The 16,023-nt window shown below is 31.1% G+C and carries 12 protein-coding genes and 4 pseudogenes; 4 read left to right on the top strand and 12 right to left on the bottom strand.

Features of this window, described 5'->3' with window-relative positions:
* Positions 1 to 250 precede the first annotated feature (250 nt).
* From bcCo53_RS08240 to bdr, 3 genes are all read left to right on the top strand, one after another.
* Positions 251 to 988 carry a hypothetical protein gene (locus bcCo53_RS08240; RefSeq protein WP_246938475.1) on the top strand — a complete coding sequence of 246 codons (738 nt, stop codon included), beginning with the start codon at positions 251 to 253 and terminating at the stop codon, positions 986 to 988.
* Entirely contained in the window at positions 988 to 1,746 is a 759-nt protein-coding gene (locus tag bcCo53_RS08235) for a hypothetical protein (RefSeq protein ID WP_246938474.1), read from the top strand. Before bcCo53_RS08240 ends, bcCo53_RS08235 begins: the two co-directional genes overlap by 1 nt.
* Before the next feature lie 90 nt (positions 1,747 to 1,836).
* Positions 1,837 to 2,373: a Bdr family repetitive protein gene (gene bdr, locus bcCo53_RS08230; protein ID WP_025408569.1), complete on the top strand. Its 537-nt coding sequence runs from the start codon at positions 1,837 to 1,839 to the stop codon at positions 2,371 to 2,373.
* 66 nt (positions 2,374 to 2,439) lie between these two features.
* Here the strand turns inward: bdr and bcCo53_RS08225 are convergent, their stop codons facing one another.
* The 3 genes from bcCo53_RS08225 to bcCo53_RS08215 all read right to left on the bottom strand — a co-directional run bounded on the left by bcCo53_RS08225 (position 2,440) and on the right by bcCo53_RS08215 (position 5,479).
* Positions 2,440 to 2,841, bottom strand: a complete 402-nt coding sequence (locus bcCo53_RS08225; RefSeq protein WP_197538494.1) for a hypothetical protein — start codon at positions 2,839 to 2,841, stop codon at positions 2,440 to 2,442.
* Between the two features lie 65 nt (positions 2,842 to 2,906).
* A complete protein-coding gene (locus bcCo53_RS08220; RefSeq protein ID WP_025408571.1) occupies positions 2,907 to 4,499 on the bottom strand; it encodes a plasmid maintenance protein in 1,593 nt (530 codons plus the stop codon).
* A gap of 308 nt (positions 4,500 to 4,807) precedes the next feature.
* Positions 4,808 to 5,479: a coiled-coil domain-containing protein gene (locus tag bcCo53_RS08215; RefSeq protein ID WP_025408572.1), complete on the bottom strand. Its 672-nt coding sequence runs from the start codon at positions 5,477 to 5,479 to the stop codon at positions 4,808 to 4,810.
* 322 nt (positions 5,480 to 5,801) lie between these two features.
* Between bcCo53_RS08215 and bcCo53_RS08210 the strand changes: the two genes are divergently transcribed.
* Complete coding sequence (locus bcCo53_RS08210) at positions 5,802 to 6,173, top strand: CCDC90 family protein (RefSeq protein WP_025408573.1); 372 nt, start codon at positions 5,802 to 5,804, stop codon at positions 6,171 to 6,173.
* 391 nt (positions 6,174 to 6,564) lie between these two features.
* On the opposite strand, the gene bcCo53_RS08205 is transcribed toward bcCo53_RS08210, so the two are convergent.
* From bcCo53_RS08205 to bcCo53_RS08170, 9 genes and pseudogenes are all read right to left on the bottom strand, one after another.
* Positions 6,565 to 7,263 carry a hypothetical protein gene (locus bcCo53_RS08205; RefSeq protein ID WP_025408574.1) on the bottom strand — a complete coding sequence of 233 codons (699 nt, stop codon included), beginning with the start codon at positions 7,261 to 7,263 and terminating at the stop codon, positions 6,565 to 6,567.
* Between the two features lie 378 nt (positions 7,264 to 7,641).
* Positions 7,642 to 8,716: pseudogene (locus bcCo53_RS08200) on the bottom strand (variable large family protein).
* A 140-nt stretch (positions 8,717 to 8,856) separates the two neighbouring features.
* Positions 8,857 to 9,921, bottom strand: coding sequence for a variable large family protein (locus bcCo53_RS08195; RefSeq protein WP_025408575.1), 1,065 nt, complete (start codon positions 9,919 to 9,921; stop codon positions 8,857 to 8,859).
* Positions 9,922 to 10,069: 148 nt separating this feature from the next.
* Entirely contained in the window at positions 10,070 to 11,158 is a 1,089-nt protein-coding gene (locus bcCo53_RS08190; RefSeq protein ID WP_025408576.1) for a variable large family protein, read from the bottom strand.
* A gap of 185 nt (positions 11,159 to 11,343) precedes the next feature.
* The gene (locus tag bcCo53_RS08185) at positions 11,344 to 12,021 is read right to left on the bottom strand and encodes a Vsp/OspC family lipoprotein (RefSeq protein WP_025408577.1); all 678 of its coding nucleotides are present in this window, start codon (positions 12,019 to 12,021) and stop codon (positions 11,344 to 11,346) included.
* A gap of 148 nt (positions 12,022 to 12,169) precedes the next feature.
* Positions 12,170 to 13,102, bottom strand: a complete 933-nt coding sequence (locus tag bcCo53_RS08180; protein ID WP_051428609.1) for a variable large family protein — start codon at positions 13,100 to 13,102, stop codon at positions 12,170 to 12,172.
* Positions 13,103 to 13,376: 274 nt separating this feature from the next.
* Positions 13,377 to 13,478: pseudogene (locus bcCo53_RS08955) on the bottom strand (Vsp/OspC family lipoprotein); the annotation flags it as partial.
* Positions 13,479 to 13,715: 237 nt separating this feature from the next.
* A pseudogene (locus bcCo53_RS08175) lies at positions 13,716 to 14,783 on the bottom strand (variable large family protein).
* A 144-nt stretch (positions 14,784 to 14,927) separates the two neighbouring features.
* A pseudogene (locus tag bcCo53_RS08170) lies at positions 14,928 to 15,987 on the bottom strand (variable large family protein).
* Positions 15,988 to 16,023: the final 36 nt, after the last annotated feature.

The raw sequence follows: 16,023 nt of genomic DNA, 5'->3' as shown, positions 1-16,023 counted from the left end.
TATATAATTTGTTATTAGTACAGAGTATTTCGCCGACGGCACCCTATAATAGTTGAGCCTCAAAACTAAATAGTTATATACAATAACTCAATAGTTCATACTAAAAATGTAATAGTTGATCTCGCCTCTCTCTCAATACTTAAAAGTTGTCCAAAAAAGCTCAATAGTTGACACCAAAAAAATTAATAGTTATATTCATACACTTGCCTTTCTTCCTTAATTAAAGTATCATTTTATTAAAGGTTAAACAATGTTAAAAATTCTATTATTCTTAATTCCTTTAGTTAATATCTTCGCTATATCCGAAGAAGAATATTACAAACGCGACAAGTACAGCTATTTCAAAAGAAAATTAATACGTGTCAAAGACTGGAAAACCAATTTTAATAACTTGAAAAACATAGGAAAATATTTTACAGAATCAATCGAAAACATTAAATCTACACCTGATAAAGAACTTGCATATTACTTCCAACACCACTTCACTACAAGCCTTTGCAGTCCAATGGAAAAAGATGCTGATGTAGTACCTAAAGAACACAAACCTCTATTTGAAAAATCCTACAAATTCATCAAAGCTCTCAAAAATCAAAACCCTGACCAAGCAGCTTATCTCATATATGAAATAGGCGACTTAAATTCAATGTTTAGCGAAGCACATGAAGAAATCGGAACATTATATTATCTTATAAAAGATAAAAAAATCAAACATTACAATAAATATAAAAACACTGATGAAAAAATAAAAGACATATATGACAAAATAAGACAAAAATACTTCTCAACAATCAATATACTTGAACACAATGATATAAACAATAATTTCAACAAATTCATGCTTAAATTCTCAGAACTACACAAACTAGTTACACATCTATATTTTAACATAATAAAACTATTAGTACATGCAAGAAATCATAGAACAATAAATCACAACTACTTAGACAATATCTATAACACAGACATACACACAATAAATACTACATAATGTTTTCACTAAAAAAATTTTTTAATAGAAAAACTCCTATTACTACTATTTATAAAATTAATCCCGACGAATTTATTTTACTTAGCAAACATCTTATACATTCTTCTAGTACTATTCACAATTTACTTGGTATCATCATGGCTTCAGGCATACCCTTAACTCATCTAAAAGACCCAAATATTAAAACTCCTTATAATTTTAAAAAAAATATTATACTTTATGCTTTAAGTAATGGCTTACAATTTGAACAATATTCTTTATTCAATTCCAACGATATTGCTAATTGTATTAGAAATTTAGATAAACATAAATTAACTTCTATTCATACATACAAAATTAATTACATTGCAAAACATATATTCAACTTTCGTATCACTACCAAACAAATACAATTAATTCATTCTTTAATTATTAAGTCTAAAGCCACGCTAAACAATATCTCCTACAATCATACTCACAATATCATACTAGAGCGTAAACCTTGCATACTAAACTTATATGACAAGATAAAATATATTAAGTCATTCTATTTACTAAAACTTAATAAAAATAACCTAAATCACTATAAAAACAATTCTAATCAAACTTTAGCTACTATTGCTACACTAGTCGAAAACTTCTTCCTTGAGCACACATCAAATAAAAATTTACGTACTCTAAAGTCTTATATTAATCTACACCTCAAAAAACTTGGCATTAACTATAAATATACCAATAGAATTCAACATCAGCTATTCTCTAATATTTTTTTACATTAAACTTCAGACAAACCTTTCCTATATCATACACTTCAAAACTCATTCTATCATCCCTTAAAATACTGTATAATATATATTAAGGAAATTATCATGGGACTTCCTCAAACAATAGGAATTACAAGACAAATGGTCTTAAATGAACTTATTAAAGCCGGTATTAACAGGGACATTGCTGACGATCTGTCTTACAGATATTATCACAACGAGCTTACTTTTAAAGATCTTGAACTGATTAAAATGGAATTAAAATCTGACATAATGTCTGTTAAAAATGAACTTAAATCTGATATTAAAGACCTTGATAATAAAATTGATAATAAATTCAATGAACTTGACAATAAAATTGAAAACGTTGAAAATAATTTAAATAACAAAATTGACAATAAATTTAATGAGCTTGATAATAAAATTAATAATGTTAGAAATGAACTAAAAGCTGATATTAAAGACATTGATAATAAAATTGATACTGTTAGAAATGAATTAAAATCATACGTTAGCAATGAAATCTCTATTGTTAGAAAAGATATATCCAACCTAGAGAAGAATAACAAGTGGATATTTGGTTTAACTTTTGCATTATGGTTAACAATTCTCGGAGGATTTATAGCCTTAATACTTAAGTGAATTACTCAAGTTCTATAACCTTTGGTCATAAACTAGCAATTCACTTAAATCATAATAGCATCAACTCTACGCAATTGTTATCTTGCCCTTCTTAAATCCTTTACTTTGCTTCCCTTGTAACCTTTCAAAAGGTATTTCACCTTTACCCTCTAACACATCAACAGGTTCAATGCCACCAACCTTACCTTTACTATCAACAGACTCCCTTTCCAAACTACCAAGAAATAATTCCTTATAATCCTCAAAAATCATATCCAAAATATTACTCATCAAAGCACCTTGGATTGTTTCACATTCATAATTATCACCAACTCTATTAATTATAATTCCATGACCAGCTCTATATTTCTTTGATACCCAATCCTTAAGATATGCATATACATACTCATAGTCAATATCTTGAGAACTAAGTATTGGAAAGTTAATTATTGTCTTATCTGTCCTTTTAGATTGTACTTCACGGCTCATGTAAGTATTCCAAAATCTATGCCTTTTTATATATAATCTTCTTGCTAAATATTTTAAATTAAATCTCATTTACTCTCCTTTTCTTTTAAATTATCATTTTGGCCCATATCTTCAATCATTATTCCCAAATTCACCATACTTAGCCCCTTAGTAGTTTTAAAGCCACCAAACTCATCCCTAATTGCAAATTTAACCATAGCATCCTCATTTGAACTAGCATCTATCATCTTATCCATACCATTATTTGATATATCCAACCCAACACACCTTTCCTTACTCTTTTCCAAAGTAGCAAGCATGCTTTCTCTAGCTTTCTTTTTTAAATTCAATTCTTCTTCTCTTGCCTTCCTAAGTCGCTCTTCTCTTTCTTTTGCTTCTCTTTCAAATAACCCAGTTAAATATTTTTGAAGCCTATCAGCTTCTCGTTTTCTTTCCTCTTCTCTTTCTTTTTCTTTTTCTATCTCTTTTTCTTTTAATTCTTCTACATTTAACTGCTCTTTAGCCTTTTTCTCCTTAATAACAGATGCTTTTTTAATTCCTATTCGTAAATTATCTCCATAAGTCTCTTTAACCGCACAATTACTCTTGTACTTATTGGGATACCAATCCCTAAACCTACCTTCCCAAATAAGATCATAATCGCTAATAACTCCATCACTACGCCTCATCATCATCCAAATCTTATACTTGTACCTATTACCAAACTGTTTTAAGAAATGTTCTAAAATATCTTCTATGTAATATTCACTTTGGTACTCATCTATTGCAGTCTCTAGATTGATTAGGGCATTGATGTACGTTGCATCGTTGTTACTGTGTTCTTTTATTTGCTTTAGATAATTTTTACTAATTTTATGTTCACAAGTTAACCTTGTCTCTACATCATTCCTTTTAAATCTACACTCTTCTTTTTTTGGTTTACTCGAATCAGTATTCTTAAAAAGCAATTCTTTAGAATTCTTATTATTGCTTATATTAGCTTTATTATTAAAAGCATGAGGGTCGACACGATGCGACATTACACTTTTCTTATTCATTTCATCTATTTCAGACAGGATTCCAAATTTTTTAAGGTTTGTGTAATTAAAATTGCTTTCTTCTAATGAGTCATCAAAATTACCAACAATTTTTTTATCACTTAAACTTGTCTTTAGTAAATGTAAAAGGTATTTAAAGGTTATGTCTTTATGTAAATGTGCTAACTGCATATTTTGTTTATAAAAAGACATGCTTCCCTTATTTTCACCAAATCTTATAATTTTAGATTCTAAGAGTCCCATTTCATTTAAGAGTTTTATATCTCTTTCAATTGTTCTTTTACATACTGTCTTTTGTCCATCATTTTTCAGCATCTTGATTACTACATTATATATATCACGTGCTGAGTATTCTTCTACTCCACACGACTTCCTATATTTTGCATTCTTTATATCTATTATCCAGTAGATTTTATACAAGCGCAGCTTGCGTCTTAACATTCTGTTTATTTGATATTTAACTTGTGATACACGGATAAATTTAGTATCAGCAGATGTTTTATCTTTATTTAATTCTACAAGTGATTTTAGTATTGACTTTATTTGGTCTTTGGTATTATTTGAATTGAAATTTGTTGTCTTTTTTGTTAAACTATTCGTACGTGTTATTTTGTATTCCAAAGTTTAAATTTTCATGGTTTCATGAAGCTTTGGAAATTTATATATTTATTATATATAAATAATTCACTCTTGACTAGACTTAAAGTCGAGGTGATTTTTTTTATGCACCATTCTCTTATCCCCCCAAACACCTTGGAAACGACTTTAGTAAACCAATATATATAATAAAAGATTTTAATATTTGTTATCATCTTATACTAAGTTTAGATCAATCTAATATGGTTGTCAATAAAATAGACTTTATTGCTATTTTGTTAAATATTGAGGTTGAGCTACCAAGGTCGTTTGTACTTTTTAGATAAATCATACTAATTTTTGTTTGATTCTTTATAAACCAAATGATTTAATGTAGCTTTTACTTCTTTGAGCATATTTATTTGTATTGTTTCTTGAGATTGTTTTTTTATGTTTTGTATTTCTTCTTGTTGTTTCGTTATTTCCTTGTTTTTTTCTTTGAGTTCTTCTTGTATTTTTTGTATTTCTTCTTGTTGTTTCGTTATTTCCTTGTTTTTTTCTTTGAGTTCTTCTTGTATTTTTTGTATTTCTTCTTGTTGTTTTGATATCTCTTCTTGTTGTTTTGATATCTCTTCTTGTTGTTTTGATATCTCTTCTTTTAGTTGTAAGATCGCTTGTACAATTGTGTTTGTGTTTGGACTATGACTTTTAATATTTTTTATTGCTATAATTGGTGGTATTCCATACCTTTGATCGTATATTCTTATCCTTTCTATTATATTTTCTCTTTTTTTTTCAATAATTTCTTCAATGTTTTTTTTTATGTCTCTTTTTCTTATGTTTGTGGTTAGATTGCAGATTATGTCTTCTGGAATGTATCTTATCCTATTATATGTAACATATGCATTTAACGTTACTGCCTTTCTGCAAAGTATTTGATTATTTGTCTCATATTTAAAATTTTCTTTTAATATTTTGACTACTTCTCCTACTTTATATAGTTTGACTTCACTTATTTTTATCATGATAATATTTCCTCCGATTATTTTTTTATATTTTAGCATAGGAAAAGCTTATCTATGATGAAATGTGTATTTCATTAACAATGATAAATAATCAATAAAATTGTTTTGTCAAAATTATTGATATTTACCTATTTATTATATATAGTGTTAATATCATGGTTATGTAGTTTGTAGTACTACTGTACTACAGTATTGATAATATTTCCGAAGATAGGGGCAAATTACTTTGCTTTTGTGAGCTTTAGTAAAGGTGAGGAAAGGTGAAGTATTTTTGCTTATCATTCAAGTCTTAAAGGCCTATTAAATAAAGGAGAGTATTTAATTGTCTAATGGAATTAAAAAGCATATTAATATTATTGGAAGTATTTCAACTGCATTATTTGTGTGTGTTTCTTGGATTGGAACTTACGCATTTAAGGGTTTTTTAGTTGAATTTAAAAAAGAGATGATGGGTGAATTACGTGTTGAAGCTGAAGGACGACTTAAGAGTGAATTTGAATCATTAAAGAGTTTCTTAAAAGAAAGCCTTAAAAAAGATATTGAAAAGTTAGATTCACACATTAAAGAAATGATAGGGGAATTAGAAGCACTTTTATTTAAAGAGCAATTTAAAATCAAACGTGCATTTAAGCAAGAATTAAAAAAATGTTTTGATGCATTAAGAAGCGTTGAGGACATAAATTATGATAAGTAAATTTTTTATGCTCCTTTATGATTTTGCATATAGAATGCTTAAAGATTATTTTATTAAAAAATATAAATCATAATTGCTTGAAGGTGCTGTTGAAGGCGCTGTGTCATTAGAAGACCGATCTTATCGGGTTATAGATAGAAAAAAAAGTATTCCTTTATTAGTTAATAGAATTCAAAAACATTTTATTACTACCAAAAATTGCCACCCTAATAATCATATAAGCCTTCCCTATATTAAATCCCAAACACCACATTCAACCATAAATGGAACTATAAAATTATTAGAATCTTAATAGAAAACAATATAGTTACCCAAATTTAGATTCGTTTATCCCTTAAAAATAATCTTTATTTTTAAGGGATAAACACTTTATAACTTATTTCACCAATCCTTAATCATACATCTGACTTTCTTTAACACCCTCATGATCTATCAAAAAGTTTCTAAAAACTTCAATGGTTGCTTCAACCTTACTTAGGTAAACATCCGCTGCTTTACGATCCTCATTAGCTTTTTCCTCTGCTTTTTCAGCTCTTTTCAAAACTTCAACAGCTGCATCCACTTTTTTTTCCGCCGCAAAGATTACATCCTTCCCATTAATGATATTAACACTTCTTTCACCAACTTTATTAAGCTCGGAAATAGCCTGATATAAAGCTTTATCAGCATCATGACAAGTTGCAATAGCATTCATCCAAATATCGTAACAACTTTTAACCCTAGCCCTAGCCTCAATATACATTTTATCAAGATTTTCCCAAGTCTTTTCATTGCTTCCATCCCACCATTGAAAACCTTTGGTTTCATCCTCAACAATTATATTATCCTTTCCATTAGCATTAATACTGTCTTCCTTAACTGCAACAAGATTAGAAAGGCCTTTATCCAAAGCCTTAGTATTATCTATATCACCAACTTGTTTTTTTACAACTTCTTGACTTTCTTTTTTAGATTTTAAATCCTTTATCCTTATGTTTTCTTCTAAAAACTTTTCTTTTGATTTACCTAATAATTCATTTAAGGCGTTTATATCACATGATATAAAACACATTAGTGCTAACATACATATTGCCAAAACATTTCTATTCATACTTCCCTCCGGGAATAGCAAATTAATTATCAAATATCAATTTTGAAATACAACAATTATTGGTAAATATACACCCTTTATGTTAAATATCAAATAAATACACAAAATCATACAATATATCGTACCTTATCTCTATAAAAGTACTACAAAACTATATTTCCATATATAACAAAAAAACATAATCTTAATTTAGGCCCTGTAACCAATGAAATACAATTTCAATTCTAAAAATAAATATTAAAATTGTGTTTACTTTCCAAGTAATCTTACCCATATACTAAACAAAACTAATCTCATAATACAACAAAAGGAACCACCTTCCATAAAAGAAGTGTTTCCCCTTAAATGACTTTATTATTTAATTTAAAAATTAATCATTTATTTAGTAACAGTCCTAGCTTCAACAGTAACAGAAATATCATTAGCGTTTATATTCCATAGCTTTTTTAATTTCTTTAAGTCCTGCATCAATTATTTTTCTTATTGCAACAGTTAATGTACCTAATGTCTTAGTTACTGCACTTACAGTTAAGTTTTTTATTGCTTCCTTTGCAATGGGCATCACCATCACTACTATTAGCAAATTTACCACCCTTAGCCATTGCTTGTAGTGCAATACCTCCTGCTATAGTCCCATCTTTAACACCAGTTCCAGCAGCATCAGCAACATTGGTAGGAGTACTATTAGCCAATTTAGCAGCAGCTCCATTATCTTTAACCATAGCTTGTAATATATCAGCACCTGTTACTGCTCAAACAGCTTTTGCTGCATCCACTGCTGCTTTTTTGCATTGGAAGCATCAGAAATAGCACCACCACCAGAATTACCAAATAACTTTCCTGCTTCACCAGCATTTGCAACCCTGTCAACAGAACCATCTTCAGCCTTTTTACCATCACCCGCTTCAGCATTTCCTTTACCTTGAAGCACCACTTCTACAATACCACCTTTAATTCCCTTGATTAAGTTAGCAGCTTCACCTTTAGCACCTACACCAACAGAAACATTAGCAATTGGGTCAGTACCATCAATACCAATAGCCTCACTAGCGATCTTAGCACCTTCAATTATCTTATCAAGTTTTTCATTTAAAGTTTTTACAGCAGCCTTTGTTCCAGAAGCATTACGATTATGTTCTTTTTCCATATCCTCAACAATTTTATTAAGAGCGTCCTTAGTTCCTTGTACAGTATCTTGAACCTTTTTAAAGTATTTACCAACCTCAGACTTTGTAGTAGTCTTATCAAAAGCTAAAACACCACCAAGTGAATCCCCAAAATAAGTGAAGACAGATAAGAAGTCATTACCTAAATTAGCAAGCGAGGATAAGAAGTTATTTTGATTTTGATGTTTTTCTAATTCCTCACCAGAATTATTACAAGAAAGGAATAGAGAGATAAACAATGTTGCACAAATTCTTTTTAATCTAATATTTTTAATATTTTTAGTCATATATTACGTGCCTCATTCCCCTTTCCTTAACTACAGAGGCTAAATATAAAAAAGGAAAACATCTCTCATTTAGAGAAACATTTTCCCTTAATGACTTTATCATTTAGTTTATCTGTTTTCTATTAAATTTGATTAGTTATCTATTTAGTAACAGTACCAGCTTCTGTAGCATTAGTTCCCTCAGTTTCAGAGTATGTTATTTTCTTAACAGCTTCTTTTATTTTCTCTAAATTATTTGCCACTGTTTTTCTAATTATTAAATCAAGTATCCCTAGTACCTTATTCACAGCACTTACTCCTGCTGCTTTAACTGCATCAGGTTCATTATTAGCACCATTAGCAGTAAGTTTGCCACTACCTTTAGTCATGGCCTTAAGAGCAGTAGCTGCTGCTAGGTCTGCATTAGTCTTTGCTCCAGCAGTATTAGAAGTATCAATTTTAGTAGCTAGTGCCCCTGCTTCAGAAGTAGCAGAAAGCTCAGCTCCAGCATTAGCATCTTTAATTTTGTCAATCATTGCCCATGGATCTGCTTTAGCCACCTCATCTGCCAGTTTAAAACCTGCATTAGCAGCAGGTGCAGAACTATTATTTTTACCAACAAGTACACCAGTAGCACCATCACCTGAAGCACTACCCACTGGACTACCTTCTTTACCTTGTTCAATCTGTACACCAGATTTTACTGCTGCATCAATTATTTCTTTAACTCCTGCAATAACCACTTCAACTTCAGGCTTATCAGCAACACCAGCTTTAGCACCACTAGCAGTATTACCAATGTCATTAGTACTATCATTAGTTGCACCAGCAAGCTTAGTGAGAGCAGCAATTAATTTATCAAACACATCATTTGCGCCTTTAATTTCACCCTTAACGATTGTAGTATCAGCATATGGTATAGAAGATATTTTTGTTGCAAACTCATCCAATTTATCCTTAGTACCTTTTAATCCTATTTTTATTTTCTCAAAATGAGCACCTACTGCACTTCTCTTATCACCAGATTTAAAAGCACTAAATCCAAAAGCATCCCCAAAAGAACCGAATATTTCTTGAAAGCCATGACCTATTTTGATAAGAGAATCAAAGAAAGTATTTTTTTTCTCAAGTTCTTCTATTACTCCACTATTACAAGAAAGGAATAAAGAGATAAATAATGTTGCACAAATACTTTTTACTCTAATATTTTTAATATTTATTTTCATAAGCTACGTGACTCATTCTTCCCTACCCTTTAAACAAAGAGGCTAGATACTAAAAAAGGAAAACTACTCCTATAAAAGAAGTGTTTTCCTTTAATGACTTTATTTAATTATGCATATCCTTATTATTTTATCTTCTTAATTTGTATTCCTACCTACTTGGTTGTGAAACTGGATTTTGTTGTGAATCTCTTGATTTATCTATCTTTTCTTTTGCTTTTTCAAGAACCTTCTTGACTGTCTTAATAATTATATCTTCTAGTGCTACCAATAATTTATTTACCGCTGCCACTCCTGCTGCTTGTACTGTTGCTTTATCATTATTGGCATCATTAGCAGCTAATTTACCTGTTTTAACTAATGAACGTAGTGCTATACCTCCTGCTACTGCTGATGCTTTAGCTGCAACATTTGCTATGTTAGTTTGATCAGTACCCCCTTTTGCAAATGCCACCGCACTTGTATTTGCACTAGCAGTGCCTCCCGGTACTCCTGTACTTGCATCATCTTCTTGAGCGGCAACAATGGCTGCCAATATTGCTTCCCCACTCACTGCTGATACTATTGCTGCTGCCCCTGGCCCCGCAGATGCTCCTGCATTCTTACCTGTAACTAAAGCCCTTGCTCCATCTTTTGGAGTATTCGCTACTAAATTTGCATCGGATATTGCTACATCATTTTTTTTAGGTTCCTCAACCTTTTGTGTCTTAGCTATATCTACTATTCCTTTCAATGCCTTAAGGGCTTTCTTTAATTCTTCTGTATCTGCTGCTGCTCCATTTTGGGAACCACCTACTTCACCTACTTTTTGATTAGCATCACCTATATCTTTTAAAGACTCCACATAGCCCTTCAATGTTGTCAATGTATCCTTAAATCCTTCAATAGTTTTATTGAAGGCTGATTCCGTTTCCTCCTTAGCAAATTCCTCAGTATTATTTTTAATTTTTACTAATTCTTGTATGGCTTTTTCTATCCCACTTGCTAATCCTGTAAAATATTCTTTTACTTTAGTCCCAGTTGTCTCTTTAGTTACATTAAAGCCCAAAACATCTGAGACCAACTCCATAAAAGAGTAATAAGTATTCTCAGCACTTCTACCTACATCCATTAGTGAGGATAAGAAAGTCTTTTCCTTCTCAAGTTCTTCTACTATTCCATTATTACAAGAAAGAAATAGAGAGATAAATAATGTTGCACAAATACTTCTTACTTTAATATTTTTAATATTTATTTTCATATATTACGTGCCATCTTTTATCCATCCTTTAAATAAAAAGTCTAAATAACTAAAATCTTTGATAATATAAAAACAAAAGCTAGGAAAACCAAGCTCCTAGCTTTACATTTATTGACTTAATTTTTTCAGTTACTTAATTTTTAATAAAAAAATCTTATTATAATGTATTTAACACCACTTATCCCTTAGTTAGCAGGGGATACTTCTTTAGCAGGTGCGATTACCCCTTTTAATACCTCGTTAGCAGTACTCATTAAAGCATTAACTGCTTCGTATAATTCAGCAAGTTGTATTGCTCCGTATGTTCCATCACTACCATGAGACTTCCTATCTATAGCTTTTTGAGCATTAATATCTGTAACAGCACTACCAGAACCTAAATTAGAATGGCTAGAACGTAACGTAGATTTAAATGCTTCAGCCTTATTTTTAACTATATCAACTTTTGTCTGTAATTCTTTATCATTAAAGGATTCTCCGACTTGCAAGCCTTTTGCCTTAGTTTCTATCAGTGATGCAATCTCATAAACTCCTGCAATCAATCCATTATTTTTATTATTACCGTGACTACCATCAGCCTCAATACCACTACCAGAAGTATTAATTTTCTTTCCAATACCTTTAGCAAGCTCATCTATGGCAACAATCAGATTTTTTACCTCTTCAATATTCATTACAAATTCGACAACACCTTTGATATTATCACCTATTCCTTTTAAATTAATAAGTGTTCCATCAGCTGTAGCTGCTTGACCTTCTTTAGGTACAGGCCCTGCATTACCACAGGATATAAATAAAAATAAAGAGATAAATAATGTTGCACAAATACTTTTTATATTTATATTTTTAATATTTATTTTCATATATTACGTGCCTCCTTTCAACCCATCCTTTAAATAAAAGAGGCTAGATAAAATTAAAAGAGAAACAATGTACTCTAAATAGAAAGCAACATGTTCCTCCTAAATGACTCTATTATTTAATTATGAATAGTGTATTAATCCTAATTGTTTACTTTTTAGTTTCAGGAGTATTCCTATCATAAGTTACAGGTATAGTTTCAGGAGTAATATTCATAACATCTTTAACTTTTTTATTAAGTCCTTCATCAATTGTTTTTCTTATTGCTATTGTGAGTGTATTTAATGCTTTAGTTACTGCACCCACTGCTACTCCTTTAACCGCAGCAACATAATCACCATCACTAGAAGTAGCATTAGCAAATTTACCGCCCTTAGTCATTGCTCGCAATGCTATAGCTCCTGCTATAGTGCCATCTTTAGCCTTAAGTAACTTAGCTGCAGCAATGGGCTCACTACCAATCATAGCTTGTAGGATATCAGCTGATTTTTTTGCATTACTAGCAGTACCAGCATTATCAGAAGCAAACAACTTTCCCGCCTCGTCAGTTCCAGTTTTTACTATATTTTTAACTCCATCTATTAATTTAGTAACTTCACTACCGACAGCCTCAGCACCACTAACAGCAGCAATATTGCCAAGTAGGTCGTCATCACTATCAATAGCACCAAAAGCGATTTTCGAACCTTCTATTATATTATTAAGCTTTTCACTAACTAGTTTTTCTACTTCTTTTTCAACAGCATCAGCATTAGGATTATTTGCAGCTTTCATATCAGCAACAAGTTTTTCAAAAGCTGTCTTAGTTCCTTCTATAGTAGTTTGAATCTTTTTAAAGTAATCCGCAACCTCAGACTTCTTAGTTTCAGCATTAAATCCTAAAACACTACCAATTGTATCCCCAAAAGAAGTGAAGATATTTGAGAAGTCATTACCTAAATTAGCAAGTGAGTATAAGAAATCCTTTTCCTTCTGAAGTTTTCCTACTTCACTCTCACCAGAATTATTACAAGAAAGGAAAAGAAAGATAAATAATATTGCACAAATATTTTTTATTCTAATATTTTTAATATTTATTTTCATATATTACGTACCTCCTTTTCCCTATCCTTCAACTAAAGAAACTAGATAGTTAAAATTTTGGAGGAATGAAAAAAAAGCTAAGAGCATTATGCTCCTAACTGTTTATTGACTTTATTTTTTCAGTCATTTAACTTTGAAATTAAATACTAAAGCTTATAACTTTTAAAATTAATTTCCCCCCCTTATCTCTTAACTTATTAAGATTGACTAGAATTTAATGCCTTATCAGGGGTTTTAAGTTTTCGTATTGCTCCATCTACCAAACCATTTGTAACTACGCATCAATTGATTGATTTAAAGCAATAAGTTCTGTTGTTCCATTATCTTTAGAGCCACTATCTTTTACATCTATAGCACTTTTTGCATGCGTATCCGAAGCATCTTTTTTCCAAGATTAGAATGCTGGGTTTTTAATTTATTTAAGAAAGTTTCTGTTTTTGTTTTAGAATCAGCAACTTTTTTCTTCAGGTATATTACTTGCCTCCTTTTCTCTTATTCTTTAAACAAAGGGGCAAGATATAAATATAAAAGAAACAATGCCCTCTAAATAGAAAGCAACATGTTTCTTTTAAATGACTCTATTAATTATTTATAGTGTATTAATCCTGATTGTTTACTTTTCAGTTTCAGGGGTCCTATTATCAGCAATCACAGACGTATTATTAATATTTATATTCATAGCTTCTTTAACAGTTTTAAGTCCTGCATCAAATGTTTTTCTTATTGCTACTGCTAGAGTGTTTAATGCTTTAGTTATTGCACTTATTGCTGCACCCGATATTGCTTTCTTCGCATCAGCATCACTAGCGGAATGATTAGCAAACTTACCACCCTTAGCTATTGCTCTCAGTACGATTCCTCCTGCTATAATTGCACCCTTAGCCTTAATATTAACCTGACCGGCAGCATTATCATGCTTAGCTAACTTCTCAGAATCACCACCCTAACCTTGAGCAATGGCCCGTAAAATATCAGCACCTGTTACTGCCCCCAATGCTTTAACTGCATCAGCTGCTGATTTCCTTGCTGCAGTAGCACTGCCAACAGCAGCATTCGCAAACAATTTCCCTGCCTCACCAGCATTAGTACTTCTTGCAGAATTACCATCTTCAGTCTTCTTATCATCACCCGCCTCAGCATCTCCTTTACATTGAAGTACTATATCTACAATATTGCAAATCCCTTCAATAACAGACTTAACTGAAGCTTCATCAGCCTTAATACCAACACCAGCAGCACCACCATGAGCAACATCATCAATCGAGCCAACTGAAACACCAATAGCATCACTAACAGCCTTAGCTCCTTTTATTATCTTATCAAGTTTTTCAGTAACTAAATTATTTACAGCAGTCTCAACCGCAATAGCACTAGGATTGCCTTTATCTTTCATATTAGAAACAATTTCATTAAGCTTTGTCTTAGTTGTTGTCAAACTATCTTCTATATTCTTAAAGTACTTACCAACCTCAGACTTTTTAGCAGTCTTAGGATCAAAAGTTAAAACACCCTCAATTGTATCCCCAAAAGAAGTAAAAACATCTAAGAATCCTTGTCTTAAATTAGATATAGAGAGTATAGAATCCCTTTGCTTTTCAAGTTCTTCTATCCCATTATTACAAGCAAGGAATAAAGAGATAAATAATGTTGTACAAATACTTTTTATTCTATTATTTAATATTTCTAGTCATATATTACGTGCTTCATCCTCTCCACCCTTTAAAACAAGAGCATAGATATAAATAAAAGAGAAACACCCTCCTTGAATCAAAAGAGAAATGTTCCTCTTAAACGACTTTATTATTTAATTTACTTTACTTTTTACCTACTTAGTAACTCCAGATTCACCTGTGTCTCCTGACACATTTCCTTGTTTAACTGTTGCCAATGTTTCACTAATTGTTTTTAAACCACTATCAACAGTATTTCTTATTGCAATTATAAGAGTACTTAATACCTTATTTACTGCATTAGCTGCTGCACCATTTATTGCATTAGCAGATTTATCTTCACCGATCTTAACAGTAAATTTACCACTCTTAGCTATAGCTCTTAAGGCTATTCCTGCTGCTATAACTGCATCTTTCTTTGCTTCAGTAGTAGTAATGATTTGACTAGTTTCTTGTTTAGCAGCAGCAATGTCAGCAGCATGTTTTGCAGTCGCAATAGTAGCTGCAGAAGTAGTATCACCAGAATTTGCTATAGCTTGTAATATATCAGTACCTGTTACAGCTCCAATAGACGCACTTGCTGCAGCCGCATGTGTTTCATCACCATCACTACCACCACTACCTTGACCAAACAACTTACCAATTGACTGTTTCTCTGAATCTCCAGTCTTAGTAGCTCCTGCATCTCCTTCACCTTTCTTTAAAACTATGTCAACAATTGTTTTAACTCCTTTAACAAGTGCGTTAACACTGTTGGCATCTGCAGGTATAGCATTCTGACCTGCAACAGCGTCTCCAATCTTACCATCACCTGTAGCACCACTAGCAGCTGTCTTAGCTCCTTCTGAAATTTTGTCTAATGTCTCAGCGATAAATTTATCAATAACTGTTTTAACTTTTACATAATTACCATTTTGAGCAACTTCTGCTTGCAACTTTTCCTTAACTAATGTCATAGTTTTTTCAATAGCAGTAAAATATTTCCCTATATCACTCTTTGGTGTATCAGCTTTAATACCAAAAGTATTAGTAATATATATCAGAAAAAGAAGCAAAAATATCTAAGAAACCTTGTCTTAAATTAGATATAGAGAGTATAGAATCCCTTTGCTTCTCAAGTTCTTCTATTACTCCACTATTACAAGAAAAGAATAAAGAGATAAACAATGTTGCACAAATACTTTTTAATCTTATATTTTTAATATTTATTTTCATATATTGCATGTTTCCTTTTACTATATCCCTTAAGTA

The sequence above is a fragment of the Borrelia coriaceae genome, assembly GCF_023035295.1.
GTDB lineage: Bacteria > Spirochaetota > Spirochaetia > Borreliales > Borreliaceae > Borrelia > Borrelia coriaceae.
The sequence above is the reverse complement of the archived record's forward strand: the minus strand, read 5'-3'. Positions and strand labels throughout refer to the sequence as shown.